The 17,881-nt window shown below is 64.5% G+C and carries 20 protein-coding genes, 1 tRNA gene and 1 pseudogene; 14 read left to right on the top strand and 8 right to left on the bottom strand.

Annotated features, from left to right (window positions below):
* The first annotated feature begins 10 nt into the window (after positions 1-10).
* From IB232_RS01910 to IB232_RS01890, 5 genes are all read left to right on the top strand, one after another.
* A complete protein-coding gene (locus IB232_RS01910; protein WP_192396873.1) occupies positions 11-1,495 on the top strand; it encodes a sensor domain-containing diguanylate cyclase in 1,485 nt (494 codons plus the stop codon).
* Entirely contained in the window at positions 1,492-1,698 is a 207-nt protein-coding gene (locus tag IB232_RS01905) for a cysteine-rich CWC family protein (protein ID WP_192396872.1), read from the top strand. Before IB232_RS01910 ends, IB232_RS01905 begins: the two co-directional genes overlap by 4 nt.
* 2 nt (positions 1,699-1,700) lie before the next feature.
* Positions 1,701-2,393 carry a pseudouridine synthase gene (locus IB232_RS01900; protein ID WP_192396871.1) on the top strand — a complete coding sequence of 231 codons (693 nt, stop codon included), beginning with the start codon at positions 1,701-1,703 and terminating at the stop codon, positions 2,391-2,393.
* A gap of 342 nt (positions 2,394-2,735) precedes the next feature.
* On the top strand, positions 2,736-3,614 hold the full coding sequence (locus IB232_RS01895) for an alpha/beta fold hydrolase (protein WP_192396870.1): 879 nt from the start codon (positions 2,736-2,738) through the stop codon (positions 3,612-3,614).
* Positions 3,615-3,698: 84 nt separating this feature from the next.
* Positions 3,699-3,772 (top strand) — tRNA-Gly (locus IB232_RS01890).
* Positions 3,773-4,526: 754 nt separating this feature from the next.
* On the opposite strand, the gene IB232_RS01885 is transcribed toward IB232_RS01890, so the two are convergent.
* Complete coding sequence (locus IB232_RS01885; RefSeq protein ID WP_192396869.1) at positions 4,527-6,731, bottom strand: OsmC domain/YcaO domain-containing protein; 2,205 nt, start codon at positions 6,729-6,731, stop codon at positions 4,527-4,529.
* A gap of 187 nt (positions 6,732-6,918) precedes the next feature.
* Here IB232_RS01885 and IB232_RS01880 point away from each other — a divergent pair, with 187 nt between their 5' ends.
* Positions 6,919-7,080 carry a hypothetical protein gene (locus IB232_RS01880; RefSeq protein WP_171016370.1) on the top strand — a complete coding sequence of 54 codons (162 nt, stop codon included), beginning with the start codon at positions 6,919-6,921 and terminating at the stop codon, positions 7,078-7,080.
* A gap of 6 nt (positions 7,081-7,086) precedes the next feature.
* On the opposite strand, the gene IB232_RS01875 is transcribed toward IB232_RS01880, so the two are convergent.
* The 3 genes and pseudogenes from IB232_RS01875 to IB232_RS01865 all read right to left on the bottom strand — a co-directional run bounded on the left by IB232_RS01875 (position 7,087) and on the right by IB232_RS01865 (position 8,275).
* Positions 7,087-7,638 (bottom strand): ATP-dependent Clp protease proteolytic subunit, encoded by a 552-nt coding sequence (locus IB232_RS01875; RefSeq protein ID WP_192396868.1) that lies wholly within the window; start codon positions 7,636-7,638, stop codon positions 7,087-7,089.
* A gap of 54 nt (positions 7,639-7,692) precedes the next feature.
* Positions 7,693-7,812 (bottom strand): annotated as a pseudogene (locus IB232_RS23445) (KGG domain-containing protein); the annotation flags it as partial.
* A gap of 232 nt (positions 7,813-8,044) precedes the next feature.
* On the bottom strand, positions 8,045-8,275 hold the full coding sequence (locus IB232_RS01865; protein ID WP_192396866.1) for a hypothetical protein: 231 nt from the start codon (positions 8,273-8,275) through the stop codon (positions 8,045-8,047).
* Between the two features lie 183 nt (positions 8,276-8,458).
* Here IB232_RS01865 and IB232_RS01860 point away from each other — a divergent pair, with 183 nt between their 5' ends.
* The 4 genes from IB232_RS01860 to IB232_RS01845 all read left to right on the top strand — a co-directional run bounded on the left by IB232_RS01860 (position 8,459) and on the right by IB232_RS01845 (position 13,855).
* On the top strand, positions 8,459-10,099 hold the full coding sequence (locus IB232_RS01860) for a VRR-NUC domain-containing protein (protein ID WP_192396865.1): 1,641 nt from the start codon (positions 8,459-8,461) through the stop codon (positions 10,097-10,099).
* Positions 10,096-12,390: an ATP-dependent DNA helicase gene (locus tag IB232_RS01855; protein ID WP_192396864.1), complete on the top strand. Its 2,295-nt coding sequence runs from the start codon at positions 10,096-10,098 to the stop codon at positions 12,388-12,390. The genes IB232_RS01860 and IB232_RS01855 overlap by 4 nt, the downstream gene beginning before the upstream one ends.
* Before the next feature lie 148 nt (positions 12,391-12,538).
* Entirely contained in the window at positions 12,539-13,531 is a 993-nt protein-coding gene (locus IB232_RS01850) for a TerC family protein (protein ID WP_192396863.1), read from the top strand.
* A gap of 18 nt (positions 13,532-13,549) precedes the next feature.
* Positions 13,550-13,855 carry a hypothetical protein gene (locus IB232_RS01845; RefSeq protein WP_192396862.1) on the top strand — a complete coding sequence of 102 codons (306 nt, stop codon included), beginning with the start codon at positions 13,550-13,552 and terminating at the stop codon, positions 13,853-13,855.
* On the opposite strand, the gene IB232_RS01840 is transcribed toward IB232_RS01845, so the two are convergent.
* Positions 13,856-14,611 (bottom strand): SIR2 family NAD-dependent protein deacylase, encoded by a 756-nt coding sequence (locus IB232_RS01840; protein WP_192396861.1) that lies wholly within the window; start codon positions 14,609-14,611, stop codon positions 13,856-13,858.
* 142 nt (positions 14,612-14,753) lie between these two features.
* Between IB232_RS01840 and IB232_RS01835 the strand changes: the two genes are divergently transcribed.
* Positions 14,754-15,080, top strand: a complete 327-nt coding sequence (locus IB232_RS01835) for a YgaP-like transmembrane domain (RefSeq protein WP_192396860.1) — start codon at positions 14,754-14,756, stop codon at positions 15,078-15,080.
* A 1-nt stretch (position 15,081) separates the two neighbouring features.
* Here IB232_RS01835 and IB232_RS01830 read toward each other — a convergent pair whose 3' ends face one another.
* The 3 genes from IB232_RS01830 to IB232_RS01820 all read right to left on the bottom strand — a co-directional run bounded on the left by IB232_RS01830 (position 15,082) and on the right by IB232_RS01820 (position 16,019).
* A complete protein-coding gene (locus IB232_RS01830) occupies positions 15,082-15,318 on the bottom strand; it encodes a hypothetical protein (protein ID WP_192396859.1) in 237 nt (78 codons plus the stop codon).
* An 89-nt stretch (positions 15,319-15,407) separates the two neighbouring features.
* Positions 15,408-15,638 carry a hypothetical protein gene (locus IB232_RS01825; RefSeq protein ID WP_192396858.1) on the bottom strand — a complete coding sequence of 77 codons (231 nt, stop codon included), beginning with the start codon at positions 15,636-15,638 and terminating at the stop codon, positions 15,408-15,410.
* Between the two features lie 87 nt (positions 15,639-15,725).
* Positions 15,726-16,019, bottom strand: a complete 294-nt coding sequence (locus IB232_RS01820; RefSeq protein ID WP_192396857.1) for a transcriptional repressor — start codon at positions 16,017-16,019, stop codon at positions 15,726-15,728.
* Between the two features lie 292 nt (positions 16,020-16,311).
* On the opposite strand from IB232_RS01820, the gene IB232_RS01815 reads away from it, so the two are divergent.
* The 3 genes from IB232_RS01815 (at position 16,312) to IB232_RS01805 (ending at position 17,867) form a co-directional block, all read left to right on the top strand.
* Positions 16,312-16,605, top strand: coding sequence for a lipoprotein (locus IB232_RS01815; protein WP_192397256.1), 294 nt, complete (start codon positions 16,312-16,314; stop codon positions 16,603-16,605).
* A gap of 145 nt (positions 16,606-16,750) precedes the next feature.
* A complete protein-coding gene (gene trhA / locus IB232_RS01810; protein WP_192396856.1) occupies positions 16,751-17,368 on the top strand; it encodes a PAQR family membrane homeostasis protein TrhA in 618 nt (205 codons plus the stop codon).
* 76 nt (positions 17,369-17,444) lie between these two features.
* Positions 17,445-17,867: a YgaP-like transmembrane domain gene (locus tag IB232_RS01805; protein WP_192396855.1), complete on the top strand. Its 423-nt coding sequence runs from the start codon at positions 17,445-17,447 to the stop codon at positions 17,865-17,867.
* The last annotated feature ends 14 nt before the right edge of the window (positions 17,868-17,881 follow it).

Here is a 17,881-nt window from a genome sequence, read left to right as displayed (position 1 = left end):
GCTCAGCCCCATGCCGCTCAGCACGTCCCGCAAGGCCCAGGTTTCTCTTCTGCTGCTCCTGACCATTCTACTGCTGGGTGGTTTCCTCGCCACCAGCCTGGTCAGCTACTACAGCTCGCGCGACAGCATTCGCCACAACATCGTCAACACCGAGCTGCCGCTGACCTCCGACAACATCTATTCGGAGATACAGAAGGACCTGATCCGCCCCACCCAGATCGCCTCGATGATGTCGCGCGACACCTTCCTGCGCGACTGGGTGATAGCCGGCGAGCGTGATACCCAGCCGATGACCCGCTACCTGCGCGAAGTGCAGGAGCACTACGGCACCTTCACCAGCTTCTTCATTTCCGAGAAGAGCCGCGTCTACTATCAGGCCAAGGGCGTGCTGAAGAAGATCGACCAGAACGAGCCGCGTGACATCTGGTACTTCCGGGTGCGCAACATGACCGAGCCCTACGAGATCAGCGTCGACCCGGACATGGCCAACAGCGACCGGCTGACCTTCTTCATCAACTTCAAGGTGTTCGACTACCAGGAACAGTTCATCGGCGTGGCCGGCGTGGGCCTGACCGTGGACGCCGTGGTCAAGCTGGTGGACGACTACCAGCAGCGCTACGACCGCAGCATCTACTTCACCGACCGCAACGGCCATCTGGTGCTTACCGGCGCCGAGGGCGGCCCCCTGGGCGCCCAGCGCGGCCAGAAGCTGAGCCAGGTACCCGGCATGGAGCCGCTGCTGGCCAAGCTGCCGCAGCCCAAGAGCGGCAACTTCACCTATCAGGAACAGGGCCGCGGCCACTTCCTCAACGTGCGCTACATCCCCGAGCTGGACTGGTACCTGTTCGTCGACAAGCACGAGGAAGGCGCCCTCGCCGGCGTGCGCCACACGCTCTACCTGAACCTGCTGATCTGCGCGCTGATCAGCGCCGTGGTGCTGTTCCTGGTGTACGTGGTCACCCGCCGCTACCAGCTGCGCATCGCCGCCCTGGCCACCACCGACGTGCTCACCAGCCTGCCCAACCGCCGCGGTTTCGACCTGCTGGCCGCCCAGGCACTGCAGGAAGCCATTCGCGACAAGAGCCCACTGAGCGCCATGCTGCTCGACCTGGACCACTTCAAGCAGCTCAACGACACCCACGGCCACCTGGCCGGCGACCATGTGCTGCGCGGTTTCGCCCAGAGCCTGCAGAGCAACCTGCGGCAGTCCGACATCATCTGCCGCTGGGGTGGTGAGGAGTTCATCCTGCTGCTCAAGGACACCGGCAGCAGCACGGCGCGCCAGCTGGCCGAGAAGATCCGCCAGCAGACTGAGGAACAGGTATTCCCCTTCAACGGCGTCAACCTGCGCGTGACCACCAGCATCGGCATCACCGAACTGCACGGCGACGACAGCCTGGACCGCCTGATCGCCCGCGCCGACCGCGCCCTGTATCGGGCCAAGCAGTCCGGGCGCAACCGCGTGTGCGAAGACGTCAGCGGCCTGCAGCAGTGAACGACGCCGAGCGCTGCCCGCGCTGCGGCCAGCCCAATCATTGCGCCCAGGCCGGGCAGACGCAGGCGGTAGAAGACTGCTGGTGCTTCCATACGCCCATCGAGCGCAGCCTGATCGACGAGCTGCCCGCCGAACACCGCGACAAGACCTGCCTCTGCCCCAACTGCGCCCGCGCCCTGAGTGGCGAACCCAGCGCCGAATAGCCATGCGCCTGGACCGTTTCCTCAGCAACCTGCCGCGTTTCAATCGCGCCGACGCCCGCCTGCTGCTGGCCGCCGGGCGCCTGCGCGTGGATGGGGCGGTCGTACGCGACGCTCGCTTCGAGGTGCGCGAATTCAGCCGCATTGAGCTGGACGACGAGCTGCTGCAGGCCGGCAAGCCGGCGCGCTACTTCATGCTCAACAAGCCGGCCGGCGTGGTCAGCGCCACCGAGCATGCCGAACACCGCACCGTGCTCGACCTGCTCGATGAACCGGACAAGCATGAACTGCACATCGGTGGGCGCCTGGACCTGACCACCACCGGCCTGCTGATCGTCACCAACGACGGCCTCTGGTCGCGCCGCCTCACCGAGCCACGCAGTCGCCTGGGCAAGGTCTACCGGGTTCGCACCGAACAGCCGATCACCGCCGACTACATCGAGGTGTTCGCCCAGGGCCTGTACTTTGCCTACGAGAACCTCACCACCCTGCCCGCCGAGCTGGAGATACTCGGCAGCCACGAAGCCCTGCTGACCCTGCACGAGGGCCGCTATCACCAGGTCAAGCGTATGTTCGGCCACTTCCAGAACAAGGTCATCGGCCTGCACCGCGAGCGCATGGGGCCGCTGCAACTGGACCCGCAACTGGCGCCGGGGCAGTACCGCCCACTGAGCGCGACCGAGATTGCCCTGGTGTGAGCGACCGTCGGGCAGATGCTGCGGCCCAGGTCACTCAAGTGACTTGCACCTGCAACACAAGCCTGCTTGAATCAGAACCGTGGTCCGAACGTGACCAATTAGTCGCAACAACACTCTAAGAAAATTCTTCCGGTCGAGTGCCTCAGGCACCACCAACGGGCCTGCCCTCGTCGCGCCGCAAGGCCGATTCCCGTTCCGGAAAGTACCCGCCACTAACAACAATCGTCGGCCAGCCTTTCGAGCCGATCAGGCCCCGTTTCCAAGGCACATGCCTACCTGTCCTGAAGCTCGCGCAGCCGGTTTCGCTGCGCGTCCGTATCGCCGTGCGTCAGGGGCATGACCATGAAAGCAGAAACCGCTGTGCTGGATATCCAGGGGCAATACCGGGTTTACACGGAGTTCTACCGCGCCGACGGCGCCGAGCAGACCATCATCCTGGTCAACGGCTCGCTGTCGACCACCGCCTCCTTCGCGCAGACGGTCCGTTACCTCCACCCCCACTTCAACGTGGTGCTGTTCGACCTGCCCTACGCCGGGCACTCGCGCGAGTACAACAGCCACGACCAGTTCCTCACCCGCGAGGATGAGGCCGACATCCTGCTGGCGCTGGTCGAGCACTTCGCCTGCGACACCGTGCTGTCCTTCTCCTGGGGCGGCATCGCCACCCTCCAGGCCCTGGCCCGCAAACCGCCGAGGATCGAGCGCGCAGTGATCAACTCCTTCTCGCCGGTGGTCAATAGCGCCATGCTCGGCTACCTGCGCGCCGGCCTGGCGGTGATGCGCGACTGCGACCGCGAGAGCATCGGCATGGTGCTCAACGGCACCATCGGCAAGCACCTGCCTTCGCTGTTCAAGCGCTACAACCATCGCCACGTCACCGGCCTGGAACGCTACGAATACGAGCAGATGAGCTTCCACGTGGAAACCGTGCTGAACAACGGCGGCCGCTCCTGCGTCAGCTTCGCCGGCCAGATCGACATACCGCTGCTGTTCGTCAACGGCGAATGGGACGAATACACCACGCCGGAAGATGCGCGCCTGTTCACCCAGCACGTGCGCCATGGCGAATTCCGCACCATCCCCCAGGCCGGGCATTTCCTCGACATGGAACACAAGGCCGCCTGGATGCAGACCCGCGACGCACTGCTGGCCTTCCTGCTACCGCCAACCAGCAGCCGCGCCCGCAGCCAGACGGCGGAGAAGCACGCCCTGGCCGTTTGAGCGCGATTGCGAGCAAAACGGGCGCCGCCCCTGCGCCCAAGCTTCACCTGGGCGGGCGATTCTGGTACAAAGTCAGCCGCCCGAGCGGGCGTCGTATAATGGCATTACCTGAGCTTCCCAAGCTCATGACGAGGGTTCGATTCCCTTCGCCCGCTCCAGAATCCAAAAGATAAAGCCCTGCTCTGCAGGGATTTTTCATATTCGCTGTTATCTAGCGTCGAAGAAGTGTTGAACCGGCTAAGGAAGGCTCGGGCATGGTGAACAGGTACAGACTGATCCAAACCATAAGATATCTACTGTTCGCCGTATTGTTTGGCGGCTGCTATGGCCTCCATCTGCTCTTCCACGGAGATTTTGACCTCAGTATTTGGGGAGCTTTGGGTTCCCTGCCAGTGACGGTCTTGCTATACAAACTGGACGTCAAGGTAAAGGCATCCACACACGACCGCCGGGGCAAGCAAACAGCTGCAATTGCTGTTCTCTGTTTTTTCTTCTACTTCACCTTTTCCGCTTACATCATCACTCGCAGTGGTCACGAGCTAGTGGCTCGGCCCACAAAAACAGAGGCTCTGGTAACTCGTCATTTGTCCGGAAACGCAAGGGGGCGATTGGATATTTTCCCTTCGTGCAAGTTTGTTGTCAGCGTACGCAGCCCGGTACGTAGGGATTACTGTGCGACCAGAGAGGAGTTTGATCTACTGCAACAGGCTCCGACCGAACGATTAACCTGGCAAAGCAAGGCTTGGCTCATAACAAACGATTCCGCCCTAGGCAGCACGATCGTTTCTCTAGTAGGGCGAATGTAATCATGCTCGCTGATTGAACGACCATCGCCCCCACCGAATCGCATGAAATCGATGCTCCGCCGCTAAAAGCAAAAAAGCACCCGTAGGTGCTTTTCTGTTGGCGCAATCAGCTGGATAACCCCGCCGCCCCAGCCCGCGCTGCATGCAGCTTCTTGTAGCTCTCGATCAGGCGCAGGTGCTTGTCGAGCCCCTCCAGCTGCATGTTGGTCGGCGTCAGGCCGTAGAAGCGCACGCTGCCATCCACCGAGCCCAGCGCCGCGTCCATGCGCTCGTTGCCGAACATGCGGCGGAAGTTGGCCTCGTAGTCGGCCATGTCCAGGTCGTCGTCCAGTTGCACTTCCAGCACCACGTTGAGCGCCTGGTAGAACAGGCCGCGCTCGACGGTGTTGTCGTTGTACTGCAGGAAGGCCTCGACCAGCCCCTTGGCCTGCTCGAACTTCTTCAGCGCCACGTAGATCAGCAGCTTCAGCTCGAGGATGGTCAGTTGGCCCCAGATGGTGTTGTCGTCGAACTCGATGCCGATCAGCGTGGTGATGTCGGTGTAGTCGTCGACCTCACAATTCTCCAGACTCTTGAGCAGGCTCTTCAGGCGCAGGTCGCTGAGGCTGTGCAGGTTGAGAATGTCGGAGCGGAAGATCAGCGCCTTGTTGGTGTTGTCCCAGATAAGGTCCTCGACCGGGTAAATCTCCGAGTAGCCGGGCACCAGGATGCGACAGGCGTTGGCGCCGAGGTCGTCGTACATGGCCATGTACACCTCCTTGCCCAGGCCCTCGAGGATGCCGAACAGGGTCGCGGCTTCCTGGGCGTTGGAGTCCTCGCCATGACCGGAGAAGTCCCACTCGACGAACTCGTAGTCGGCCTTGGCGCTGAAGAAGCGCCAGGACACCACACCGCTGGAGTCGATGAAGTGCTCGACGAAGTTGTTCGGCTCGGTCAGTGCGTTGCTCTCGAAGGTCGGCTGCGGCAGGTCGTTGAGGCCTTCGAAGCTGCGGCCCTGGAGCAGCTCGGTAAGGCTGCGCTCCAGCGCCACTTCGAAGCTCGGGTGCGCGCCGAACGAGGCGAACACGCCGCCGGTGCGCGGGTTCATCAGGGTCACGCACATCACCGGGAATTCGCCACCGAGGGAAGCGTCCTTGACCAGCACCGGGAAGCCCTGCTCCTCCAGGCCCTGGATGCCGGCGACGATGCCGGGGTACTTGGCCAGCACCTCCTGCGGTACGTCCGGCAGGGCCAGTTCGTCTTCGAGGATTTCGCGCTTGACCGCGCGCTCGAAGATTTCCGACAGGCACTGCACCTGCGCCTCGGCCAGGGTGTTGCCGGCGCTCATGCCGTTGGACAGATACAGGTTCTCGATCAGGTTGGACGGGAAGTACACCGTCTCGCCATCCGAATGGCGCACGAAAGGCAGCGAGCAGATGCCACGCGCCTTGTTGCCGGAGTTGGTGTCGTACAGGTGCGAGCCGCGCAGCTCGCCGTCGGGGTTGTAGATCTCCAGGCAGTACTCGTCGAGGATCTCTTCCGGCAGCGCGTCCTTCGGCCCCGGCTTGAACCACTGCTCGTTCGGGTAATGCACGAAGTCGGCGTTGGCGATCTCCTCGCCCCAGAACTGGTCGTTGTAGAAGAAGTTGCAGTTCAGCCGCTCGATGAACTCGCCCAGCGCCGAAGCCAGCGCGCTTTCCTTGGTGGCTCCCTTGCCGTTGGTGAAGCACAGCGGCGACTGCGCGTCGCGGACATGCAGCGACCAGACGTTGGGCACGATGTTGCGCCAGGAGGCGATCTCGATTTTCATCCCCAGGCCGGCGAGGATGGCCGACATATTGGCGATGGTCTGCTCCAGCGGCAGGTCCTTGCCGAGGATGCGCGTGCCCTCGCCTTCGGTCAGCGCCGGGATCAGCAGGGCCTGGGCGTCGGCGTCGAGGTTGTCGACTTCCTCGATGATGAAATCGGGACCGGTCTGTACCACCTTCTTCACGGTGCAGCGGTCGATGGAGCGCAGGATGCCGACGCGGTCCTTCTCGGAGATGTCCGCCGGCAGCTCGACCTGGATCTTGAAGATCTGCTTGTAGCGATCCTCCGGGTCGACAATGTTGTTCTGCGACAGGCGAATGTTTTCCGTGGGGATGTTGCGCGTCTGGCAGTACAGCTTGACGAAGTAGGCCGCGCACAGCGCCGAGGACGCCAGGAAATAGTCGAACGGCCCCGGCGCCGAGCCATCGCCCTTGTAGCGGATGGGCTGGTCGGCAATCACCGTGAAGTCATCGAACTTGGCTTCGAGACGGAGGTTGTCGAGAAAGTTGACCTTGATTTCCATGCGGGATTACCAGACTAGCGAGCCAAACGATTTGGGCCGGCATTATCCGTTATTCCGCCCTCTCAGGGTGCGCAGGCATTAAGCCATCACGAAATGTGATGCATAGCACATTTTTATCCACCCTGAAATGTCGACAACGTCACAAAGCTTGGTAGGCTCTCGGCGAACCCCACTCAGGAGTTTTCCGATGAAGGAACAACGGAAGTACCTCGCGTTGCGTGCTCATATCGAAAGCCTGCTCCAGGACGGAGCGCAGATCGTCAGCCGCGTACCTTTCACCCTGCGCATCAGCGGACATCTGTTCCGTGTGCAGCACGGCATGTTGATCGGTAACTCGGCAGCGGCCTGACGTCAGTCAGGAATGCACGCACCAGCTCACCGACTCGGGCGGCATGCCCAGGCAATCCACCGCGTGGATCAGGCCTGAGGCCAAGGCATCCTGCGCATTGATGATGCGCGGTGCGGCCGTCAGGCAGTCGAGCACGTCCAGCGGCACCTGGGCACCCCGGGTGCGCTCCTCGACGATGCTGGCGTACAGCTGCAAGTCATAGTCCAGGCTCATCGCATATTCCGACATGCGCGCATGGTCGACCGCGCCATTCAGCGTCCAGTGAAAGGGATGAAAGAGAAACTTGCTGTGGTGGCAGGCCGTGCGCTGCTCGCCCGCCAGGAAGATGATGTTGCCCATTGACTCGACCGTGCCGAGGTTGTGGGTCTTCACCGGCACCGGCAGGGAAATCAGGAAGTTGTAGAGGGAGAAGCCGTAGCTGCATTCGCCGCCCATGGTGGCGATCTTGATGACCAGCTCGTCGGCGCCCTGCTGGATGGCCTGTGAGCACTTGTCGATCAGTTGGCCGCAGGTGGTCGAGTTGATCGGTGCGGTGAAATGAATCACGTGGCTGCGCATGCCCGCTCTCCATGACAAACGATGAGCGGAAGCCGAAGCTTCCGCTCGTGTGCATCAGCGGTCGCGACCGCCTCCGCCGCTGTTTTGGCCACCTTTGCGGCCAGCTTCGGACGCCTTCTGGCGATCATTGGCGAAGTTGCCTCCACCGCTCTGACCGCCTTGGCGGCCGCTTTCCTGGCGGGACTGATCACTGCGCTGGCCTTGCTCGCGCTTGATCGATTCGCCAGTGCCCATTCTGTTCTTGTCACCAGTCATGGTGAACCTCCATCTCTTCAGTCTTTGGATGTGAGACACACATCTTTCATACGGTTTCGATGGCGCCTCAGAGTCACTGAGTGGGCAGGCCGCCGTGCGGTTTCATGTTTTTCCGCCGCTGCGGACGAATGGCCAATTGCCCCGCTGCGCTTCAACCGGCGGCGATGCCGGTTATGGTGACGCCGTAGTGACGCAACAGCAGCACTGCCGGTTCGCTGCTTTGTTTGTCCTGGCCATCGCCGAACTCGCCCTTCTCCAGGTTCTGTCTGGCCCAGGCCAGCAGATGCTCCACGGCTTCCTCCATCTCCGGCTTGTGATCGGCCTGCATATCCAGCGTATTGGTGTTGTTGTCCTTGCTGTAGGTGATGGTCCATTGCGCCATGGTGATCTCCTTGCGTCGTGCGTGCCTGACCACCGGGCCAGACGCTTGCATACAGAATTCGAGTGGCCAGCGGGAACAAGGGTTCAGCCAATAAGCCAAGCGGCAGTGCAGACGGTCGGGCCGGGGTTGCATGAACAGACTCCGTCGCGCACTCTTACCTGTATATAAAGCCAGTACAACACCATGCTCGCGCCGCTCGACTCCCCCCTCTATTACCTCAGCAACTTTCGCGCGGCGTTAGCCTGGATCGAGCAGCGCTATGCCGACCTGCTGGACGCGGACGAGCAGGCCTTTCTGGCTCATTTTCATGCGCTGCCGGAAGCCTCCCAGGCGCTGCTGGTGCGCCTGGTCATGCGCAAGGGCCCGCACTTTCGCGCGGGCAAGCTGGCCTATGCGGAGATCGGCGATATCGCTAGCGCAGCCGCCCCGCTGCTGAGCCTGGGCTGGCTGATCGAGGATGCCGAGCTGGAGCTGGACGCGCTGTTCGCCCTGCTGCGCAAGGACGAGCTGCTGACCACCTTCGCCGAGACCCGGGCGTTGCGCGGCCTGAAGAAGAGCGAGCTGCTGGAGACACTGCGTGAATCGCACCCGACGGCGCGTACCTTCGCCCAGTGGAGTGCGGGGCTGGACCTGCTCTACAGCCTGACCGTCGGCCCGCTGTGTGATCGCCTGCGTCTGCTGTTCTTCGGCAACCTGGCGCAGGACTGGTCCGAATTCGTGCTGGCCGAGCTGGGTGTCTACCGCTACGAGAGCGTGCCCATCGGCGCCGAGTCGCGCGGCTTCCGCAGCCGACTCGATGTCGACCGCTACCTGCACCTGCAGCATTGCCGCGAACTGTTCGAAGCCGGCCTGCCGATTGCCGAGGTGCTGCTCGAACTGGGCGACTTCACTAGCGACAACCCGCACCTGGCGCGACGCCACGCCAAGCTGCTGTTCCAGCTGGGGCAACAGCTGGAGCGCGAGGGTGAGCTGGCCGAGGCCGCCGCCCTGTACGCCATCAGCGCCCATGGCGAGGCACGCCAGCGCCGGGTGCGCGTGCTGGAAAAGCTCGGCGAATTCCAGCAGGCCCACGACCTGGCCAGCTCCGCCCTGCTCGCGCCGCACAACGACGCCGAGACCCAGGCGCTGGAGCGCGCCCTGCCGCGCCTGCAACGCCAGCTCGGCCTGCCGAAACAACCGCGCAAACCGCCGGCCGAGGCCGGGCTGATCGAGCTGGAACTGCCGCAGCCGCTGGAGTTCAGCGTGGAGTGGGCGGTGCAGCAGCACCTGCACGACGAGCAGGCGCCGGCCTTCTACGTGGAGAACACCCTGGTCTGCAGCCTGTTCGGCCTGCTGTGCTGGGAGGCGATCTTCGCCCCGCTGCCCGGCGCCTTCTTCCACCCCTTCCACGCCGGACCGGTGGACCTGCATGACGGCGACTTCCGCAGCCGCCGCCAGGCACTGTTCGAGCGCTGCCTGGCACTGCTGGATGACGGCAGCCACGCCGAGGCGATCCGCGCCACCTACGCGGCCAAGCATGGCATCGTCTCGCCCTTCGTGCATTGGGCGGTGCTGACGCCCGAGCTGCTGGAGACCGCCCTGCACTGCCTGCCGCCGGCGCACCTGCGTGCCTGGTTCGAGCGCCTGCTCGGCGACATCCGCGCCAACCGTGCCGGCATGCCGGACCTGATCCAGTTCTGGCCGGCCGAGCGGCGCTACCGGATGATCGAGGTGAAGGGCCCCGGCGATCGTCTGCAGGATAACCAGAAGCGCTGGCTGGCCTTCTGCGCCGAGCACGGCATGCCGGTGGACGTCTGCTACGTGCGCTGGAGTGCGTCCGCGTGAGTTACGCCGTGGCCGTGCGCGCGCTGTGCGAGTTCACCGCCAAGCAGGGTGACCTCGACCTGCGCTTCACCCCCGCGCCCACCGCAGCCGAGGGCATGGCCGGGCACAGCACGGTGGTCGGCCGGCGCGGCGCCGGCTACCTCGCCGAGCTGCCGCTCGCCGGCGAGTATCCTGGGCTGCAGGTTAGCGGCCGCGCCGACGGCTACGACCCGGCGCAAAACCTGCTGGAAGAGATCAAGACCCACCGGGGCGACGTGGCACGCATCCCGGACAACCACCGCGTGCTGCACTGGGCCCAGGTCAAGGTCTACGGCTGGCTGCTGTGCGACGCGCTGGAGCTGCCGCATATCGACCTGGCGGTGGTCTACTTCAACGTGATCTCGCAGAAGGAGACGGTGTTTCGCGAGCGCTTCGATGCTGTCGAACTGAGGACCTTCTTTGAACTGCAGTGCGCGCGCTTCGTCGCCTGGGCGAAGCAGGAAACCGCCCACCGCTTGGCCCGCGACGCCAGCCTGGAGACGCTGCGCTTCCCCTATCCGAGCTTCCGCCGCGGCCAGCGCCAGCTCGCCGAATCCGTATACCGCGCCGCCCGCGACGGCGACTTCCTGCTGGCCCAGGCCACTACCGGCATCGGCAAGACCCTGGCCACCCTGTTCCCGCAGCTCAAGGCGTTTCCCGGCCGGGACCTGGACCGCCTGTTCTTCCTCACCGCCAAGACCCCCGGCCGGCGCCTGGCGCTGGACGCCCTGGCCAGCCTGCGCGCGCAGGAAGACGACATGCCGCTGCGGGTGCTGGAGCACGTGGCCCGCGACAAGGCCTGCGAACACCCGGACAAGGCCTGTCACGGCGACTCCTGCCCGTTGGCCAAGGGCTTCTACGACCGCCTGCCGGCCGCCCGCGCCGCCGCCCTCGAACAGCGCTGGCTGACCCAGGAGGCCGTGCGCGAGATCGCCCTGGCGCACCAGGTCTGCCCCTACTACCTGTCCCAGGAGCTGTGCCGCTGGAGCGACGTGGTGGTCGGCGACTACAACTACTACTTCGATATGACCGCCCTCCTGCATGGGCTGACGGTGCTCAACGGCTGGAAGGTCACCCTGCTGGTGGACGAGGCGCACAACCTGATCGACCGCGCCCGCGGTATGTACAGCGCCGAACTGGATCAGGCCGAATTCAACGCCCTGCGCAAGGTCGCCCCGGCGGCTCTCAAGGGCGTGCTGGAGCGTGTCGGCCGCCACTGGAACCAGCTGCACCGCGACCAGGAAGTGCCGTACCAGATCTACCCGGCCATCTCCGACCTGTTCATCGCCGCCCTACAGAAGGCGGTGAGCGCGATCACCGACCACCTCACCGACCAGCCCGAGGGCAACCAGGCCGCGCTGCTGCGTTTCTACCTCGACGCCATGCTGTTCTGCCGCCTGGCCGAGGCCTTCGGCCCGCACTCACTGTTCGACATCACCCGCCACGACTCGCGCAGCAGCCGCAGCCTGTCGACCCTGTGCCTGCGCAACATCGTACCGGCGCGCTTCCTCGCCGAGCGCTTCGCCAACGCCCACAGCGCCACGCTGTTCTCCGCCACCCTCAGCCCCGGCCACTATCACGCCGACCTGCTCGGCCTGCCGCGCGACTGGCAGTGGCTGGAAGTGCAGTCGCCGTTCAGCGCCGAGCAGCTCAGGGTCCAGGCGCTGGCCAACCTGTCGACCCGCTACCAGCATCGCGAGACCAGCCTGGCCCCCATCACCGATCTGGTGGCCCGCCAGTTCCGCGAGCAGCCGGGCAATTACCTGGCCTTCTTCAGCAGCTACGCCTACCTGGAACAGGCCCTGGACAACTTCCGCCGCGCGCACCCGGATATCCCGGTGTGGGCACAGTCGCGCAGCATGAACGAGGCCGAGCGCCAGGCCTTTCTCGAACGCTTCCACGAAGGCTCCCAGGGCATCGGCTTCGCCGTGCTCGGCGGCGCCTTCGGCGAGGGCATCGACCTGCCCGGCAAGCGCCTGATCGGCGCCTTTATCGCCACCCTCGGCCTGCCGCAGGTCAACCCGGTCAACGAGGAAGTGAAGGCGCGCATGCAGCAGATGTTCGGCAACGGCTACGACTACGCCTACCTTTACCCCGGCCTGCAGAAGGTGGTGCAGGCCGCCGGTCGGGTGATTCGCACCACCGAGGACCAAGGCGTGGTCTACCTGCTGGACGACCGCTTCACCCGTGGCGAAGTGCGCCAGCTGCTGCCCAGCTGGTGGCAGGTCGAGCGCAGTCGTTACCAGGCGAGCCTGGAGCCGGTCGATCCCTAGTGGCCATACACACTTTGCAAACACCCGGCACTTGAGGCGCGGCGGAATTTCCTTATCCTCCGCAGCCGTGACACCGGGCCCCTCTGACGGCTAGCCGCCGCCATGTCGGAGTCATAGTTGGTACAACTACGACTGCAAGGAGGGGCTCATGACTGCCCTAGATTCGTTCCTCTTCGCCGACCTGCTCGGTACCGCCACCTGGCTGTGGCTGACCTTCTTCGCCCTGGTGGCCGCTCTGCTGGCCTTCGACCTCGGCATCCTGCACCGCGACAACCGCGAGATCGGCGTCAAGGAGAGTCTGCTGCTGTCGGCCGGCTACATCTCCATGGGCCTGCTGTTCGCCGTCTGGGTGTTCTTCCAGAAAGGCGGCGACGCCAGCATGGACTACCTCACCGGCTTCCTGATCGAGAAGTCGCTGTCGATGGACAACGTGTTCGTCATGGCGCTGATCTTCAGCTTCCTGGCCATCCCGCGGCAGTACCAGCACAAGGTGCTGTTCTGGGGAATCATGGGCGTGATCGTGCTGCGCGCCATCATGATCGGCCTGGGCGCCGCGCTGATCAGCGAGTTCGACTGGATCCTCTACGTGTTCGGCGCCTTCCTGCTGCTGACCGGCGTGAAGATGCTGTTCTCCAAGGTCGATGACGAGCCGGACCTGGCCAACAACCGCTTGGTCAAATGGCTGCGCAACCACCTGCCGGTGACCGACCGCCTGCACGAGCAGCAATTCTTCGTGCGCCAGGAGGACGCCAGCGGCAAGCTCAAGCTGTGGATCACCCCGCTGTTCCTGGCCCTGATCCTGATCGAACTGGCCGACCTGGTGTTCGCCGTTGACAGCGTGCCGGCGATCTTCGCCATCACCCAGGACCCGTTCATCGTCTACACCTCGAACATCTTCGCCATCCTCGGCCTGCGCGCCCTGTACTTCGCCCTGGCCGCGATGATCCATCGCTTCGCCTACCTGAAGTACGCCCTGGCCCTGGTGCTGGTGTTCATCGGCGGCAAGATCTTCCTGCACGGCATCATCGGCAAGGTGCCGGCCGTGATCTCGCTCAGCGTGACCGTGGGCCTGCTGGCCGGCGGCGTACTGCTGTCGCTGTGGAAGACCCGCAACCAGCCAGCCCACAAACTCGAATCCTGATTGCAGAGGAGTTTCATCATGTCCCCCATCAAACCGCTGCTGCTCGGCCTGGGCCTGTTCGCCCTGGCCGGCTGCGATACCGCCGAGCAGGCCGCCGAGAGCTTTGCCAAAAAGGTCGAGGAAGCGGCCGTGGAAACGGCCCGCGAGAGCCTGGGCGAGACCATCAAGGAGTTCGACAAGCAGGTCGACCAGCTCAACGAGCAGGTCGACCAGGCCCAGGAAAATACGCGCCAATGGATGGACCAGGCGCAGCCGAAGCCCGAGCAGGAAAAGCCGCCGCAGGATTCGCAGCAGCAGCCTGATCAGGACATGATCGAGACCTGATCAGTCGGCGAACGCCGCCTGCAGCAGCTGTGGCAGCACCACCCCGGCGGCGCCCGCCAGGCCGTATTCGCGCGGCCCGCCAGGCGCCACCGGCTGCGGATTGATGTGCACCACGCAGGCGCCATGGCGCACGGCGATCTGTGGCACCTGGGCCGCCGGATAGACCAGCCCCGAGGTGCCGATCGACAACAGCAGATCGCACTCGGCAGCCGCCGCAAAGGCCTGCTGCAAAGCGGCCTCCAGCATCGATTCGCCGAACCACACCACCCCCGGGCGAACCGGCCCGCCACAACTCTCGCAGCGTGGCGGCGCCAGGCGCCTGCCCTCTTCCGGTTCGTCGAGCTCGCGGGCAAGGCCGCTGAAGGGCGCGGCGCAGTCGAAGCAGCGCGGCGCCTGCAGGCTGCCGTGCAGATGGATCACCTCCCGGCTGCCGGCACGCTCGTGCAGGTCGTCGACGTTCTGCGTCACCAGGGTCAGGCGCGGCACCCGGCTCGCCAGCTCGGCGATGGCCCGGTGCGCCGAGTTGGGCATGGCGCGCAGCACCCGCTGGCGGCGCCATTCGTACCAACCCCAGACCAGCTCCGGGTCGGCCACGAACGCCTCGGGCGTGGCCAGGCGCGCCGGATCGAAACGCGCCCACAGGCCGGTCAGCGCATTACGGAAGGTGGGAATGCCACTCTCCGCCGACACCCCGGCGCCGGTAAACACCAGCAGATGGCAACTGTCGCGCAGGGCCTGAACTATTGCAGGCAGCATGACTGGCCCAGCAAGCATATAGGGCACTCCCAGGTAATGAGCCGCCATTCTGGCCGGGCCCGGCCGCCTGCGCCACTCATCACGGCGATGGAACGGGCCGGACCGGGGTCGGTCGCACACTAACCCCATCAGGAGAAACGCCATGCACAACGTCCAAGGTTACGAACGCGCACTGTCCATCGGTTTCGGTCTGGCCGGGCTCGCCTGCGGCCTGCATCGCGGCGGCATCGACGGCATCGGCCTGGCTGCACTGGGCGGCGTAGGCCTGCTACGCGGCTTGACCGGTCACTGCGTGATGAAGGGCTATCTGCAGGACCCGCATCACGAAATCCACTACCTCAAGGGGGAACTGCTGCGCCTGCGCGAGGCACTGGCTCGGCTGGGCCCGCAGGACCCGGCGATCGAACCGCCGCTGGGGGCGGACACCATGGTCTCCGGCTTCGATCGTTCGTTGCTCAACAGCCGCTGACCTAGGCCGAGCAGAGATTACGAATGGCCCGCGAGGCACAGCTGGACGAGGCACGACGCAGCTTGAGGTAGGCCTCGCGAGCATTGGCGGCGCAGCGGCTGAGGTATTCGCATTCGGCGCGCTGCTCCGCGGTGTAGGGCAGCGCCGTCTCGTTCATGAACTGGATCAACGCCTGATGCGCCTCGGCGGATAGCCGGGCCAACCGGCTCTCTTCCTGGGTGATTCGGGCATGGTCCATAGAGCTTCTTCTCCTGGCGGAATATTGGTCTCGGCTTTTTGACGCCAGAAAGCTCCAATGTTCCGCAAGGATCGACGACCGGTAACCGATCAGCCGCCGCGCTGGTTGGGCTGTGCGCCTCGCTCGGCATGCTCAGCAGTGCCGACGACGCGCTCGGCGCCCCGGTGCTCGCGTTCCGGCGGGCGTTGCGGGTCGTTGCCCGGGCCAGGCTGATGTTCCGGGTTCAGGTCCACCTGACCTGGACTGAGCGGGTCAGGCTTGCCCGGCAGGGGCGAATGAGGATTCTGATCCTCGGTGGGATGGTACGGATCGATGGACATGCTCGTCTCCTCGGCCAGGCGGTGGCTGGCCCTCGCCGATTGGAGGTGAGCAGGACCCTAGGGTTCGAGCTATTTACGTGCCGACCGCTAGCCGGCCAGCGCCACCGAGCCGGTCTGCGGACGGCCCAGCAGCAGGCGGTACAGGCCTTGCTCGTCCCGTTCAACCAGGCCGCAGGCGCAAAGGCGACTGAGCACCTGGCGCACGCTGAGCACGGAAATCTGTTCGTCGGCCATCAGCAGGAAACCATGCAGCTCCCGCGAGCGCAGGCCCTTGTCGTTGCGTTGCAACACTTCGAGGATCTTCAGCCGAACCAGGCTGACCTTCAGTCCGGCTCCCTGCAGCATCGCCTTCAGTTGCTGACGTTCGTCATTGGCGGTCATGGCACTCTCCCTGTGCGTGTGTGATCCACGTCTTGTTAGTCTGGGGGAAAAACTGTCGAGATGAACAGCTCCTAATCATTAAGACGTACGAGAGGTGAAAAACCTGCAGCGAAACTGCAACTTTTTTGTCTCGCCTGCGACCCATTCTTTGTGCTATTTCTCGACCCGCTCCGGCTTCGCTGCCAGACAGGGCGCAAGCAGCAACTCGACACCAAGAGCTGCGTCGCCGCCGGGGCCATTGCAAGGGTGGCGGCTGTGCCGCCAGATACAGACAAGCCCGCTGGGGAAAGAAATGAGAAGGCTTGTACTGCTGCTTGTCACGCTGGCGCTGGTCGCCGGCTGCTCCGCAACTGCCAAGACATATGAAAAGAAGGGCCGCAAAGGTCTCAACATCAATTGCTCCGGGCTCACTTCCAGCTGGGAGCAATGCGAACAGAAGGCAACCCGCGCCTGCGGCCCCAAGGGCTACAAGGTGGTGGCCAAGGCCGGCGCCGACCAGGGTAGCGAAGACGACCCCGCCGATTTCTTGTTCGGCATAAATCCCGCCGGCTTCTCCAGCCGCAGCATGATCGTGCTCTGCAAGTAGACGGACGTCCGCTTGCCGCCCCGCCAAAGGTCCGCCATCGCGGGCCTTTTCCGTAGACCGGACGACAGACGCAGCCCCCCACCTCTCTGCCTTCCTAAACCTGGCCAGGTATAGTGGCGCGCGTCGCCATCACGAGAGACCACGCATGTACCACGGGGAAAAATTCAACGCCTGGACCCACCTTGTCGGCGCGGTACTGGCCTGCACCGGCGCGATCTGGCTGCTGATCCTGGCCAGCCTCACGGGCGAGCCGCTGAAGATCGTCAGCGTGGCCGTCTACGGCGTCGCCCTCGTCGTGCTGTACAGCATCTCCACGCTCTACCACAGCCTGCGCGGGCGGGCGAAGCTGATCATGCGCAAGCTCGATCACCTGTCGATCTACCTGCTGATCGCCGGCAGCTACACGCCCTTCTGCCTGGTCACGCTCGAGGGCGCCTGGGGCTGGACGCTGTTCGGCATCGTCTGGACCCTGGGCATCATCGGCATGCTGCAGGAGATCAAGCCGCGCTCGGAAGCCCGCGTGCTGTCGCTGGTGATCTACGCGGTGATGGGCTGGATCGTGCTGATCGCCATCGAGCCGCTGCTCGCCGCCCTCGGCCGCACCGGCTTCACCTGGCTGGCCGCCGGCGGCGTGCTGTACACGGTGGGCATCCTGTTCTTCGCCTACGACAGCCGCTTCCGTCACTGGCACGGCATCTGGCACCTGTTCGTCATGGCCGGCAGCCTGCTGCACTTCATCGCCATCCTGCGCTACGTGGTCTGAGCGCCACTCATCGTCGCAACTGAACACCACCGCGTGCACCCAGTCGGTTACTGAACACTCTCCCTGGAGAAACGCCATGGTTGCATTCGATCCCCAGTCGCGCCACGCGGCACACCACGCCTATCAGCGGCAGAACATTTCCAACCACGAGCGGGCCTTGTCCACCGCCGCCGGCATCATCCTCACCGGCGCCGGCCTGCATCGCGGCGGCATCCTCGGCCTGGCCGGGCTCACCCTCGGCGGCCTGCTGCTGGCCCGCGGCGGCACCGGGCACTGCAATCTCAAGGGTCTGTTGAACGACCCGCAAGCCGAGATTCGTCACCTGCGCGCACGCATACGCCAGCTCAGCGCAACGCTCGCCCACGCCTCCGCCGAGCACAACGGCACCAGCCTGCGCAGCCCCACGCGCGCCGCCGAGGCGTTCGATGCCCAGCAGATTCCCGGCGGCAGCTACGCCGTCGATCCCGCGTCTGCCAACCGCATGAGCGGCCACTTCTGATAGCGACCTGAGCC

The sequence above is a fragment of the Pseudomonas sp. PDM15 genome (assembly GCF_014851565.1).
Lineage (GTDB): Bacteria > Pseudomonadota > Gammaproteobacteria > Pseudomonadales > Pseudomonadaceae > Aquipseudomonas.
Note: the sequence above shows the minus strand (reverse complement) of the source record. Positions and strands in the feature narration are given on the sequence as shown.

Bases quoted from the DNA above. Each gene is read 5' to 3' on its own strand.
- IB232_RS01860 (WP_192396865.1), top strand. From the start codon at position 8,459: ATGCTCGCGCCGCTCGACTCCCCCCTCTATTACCTCAGCAACTTTCGC.
- IB232_RS01895 (WP_192396870.1), top strand. From the start codon at position 2,736: ATGAAAGCAGAAACCGCTGTGCTGGATATCCAGGGGCAATACCGGGTT.
- IB232_RS01835 (WP_192396860.1), top strand. From the start codon at position 14,754: ATGCACAACGTCCAAGGTTACGAACGCGCACTGTCCATCGGTTTCGGT.
- IB232_RS01900 (WP_192396871.1), top strand. From the start codon at position 1,701: ATGCGCCTGGACCGTTTCCTCAGCAACCTGCCGCGTTTCAATCGCGCC.
- IB232_RS01825 (WP_192396858.1), bottom strand. From the start codon at position 15,638: ATGTCCATCGATCCGTACCATCCCACCGAGGATCAGAATCCTCATTCG.
- IB232_RS01865 (WP_192396866.1), bottom strand. From the start codon at position 8,275: ATGGCGCAATGGACCATCACCTACAGCAAGGACAACAACACCAATACG.
- trhA (WP_192396856.1), top strand. From the start codon at position 16,751: ATGTACCACGGGGAAAAATTCAACGCCTGGACCCACCTTGTCGGCGCG.
- IB232_RS01885 (WP_192396869.1), bottom strand. From the start codon at position 6,731: ATGGAAATCAAGGTCAACTTTCTCGACAACCTCCGTCTCGAAGCCAAG.
- IB232_RS01815 (WP_192397256.1), top strand. From the start codon at position 16,312: ATGAGAAGGCTTGTACTGCTGCTTGTCACGCTGGCGCTGGTCGCCGGC.
- IB232_RS01880 (WP_171016370.1), top strand. From the start codon at position 6,919: ATGAAGGAACAACGGAAGTACCTCGCGTTGCGTGCTCATATCGAAAGC.
- IB232_RS01875 (WP_192396868.1), bottom strand. From the start codon at position 7,638: ATGCGCAGCCACGTGATTCATTTCACCGCACCGATCAACTCGACCACC.
- IB232_RS01910 (WP_192396873.1), top strand. From the start codon at position 11: ATGCCGCTCAGCACGTCCCGCAAGGCCCAGGTTTCTCTTCTGCTGCTC.
- IB232_RS01805 (WP_192396855.1), top strand. From the start codon at position 17,445: ATGGTTGCATTCGATCCCCAGTCGCGCCACGCGGCACACCACGCCTAT.
- IB232_RS01830 (WP_192396859.1), bottom strand. From the start codon at position 15,318: ATGGACCATGCCCGAATCACCCAGGAAGAGAGCCGGTTGGCCCGGCTA.
- IB232_RS01845 (WP_192396862.1), top strand. From the start codon at position 13,550: ATGTCCCCCATCAAACCGCTGCTGCTCGGCCTGGGCCTGTTCGCCCTG.
- IB232_RS01850 (WP_192396863.1), top strand. From the start codon at position 12,539: ATGACTGCCCTAGATTCGTTCCTCTTCGCCGACCTGCTCGGTACCGCC.
- IB232_RS01820 (WP_192396857.1), bottom strand. From the start codon at position 16,019: ATGACCGCCAATGACGAACGTCAGCAACTGAAGGCGATGCTGCAGGGA.
- IB232_RS01840 (WP_192396861.1), bottom strand. From the start codon at position 14,611: ATGCTGCCTGCAATAGTTCAGGCCCTGCGCGACAGTTGCCATCTGCTG.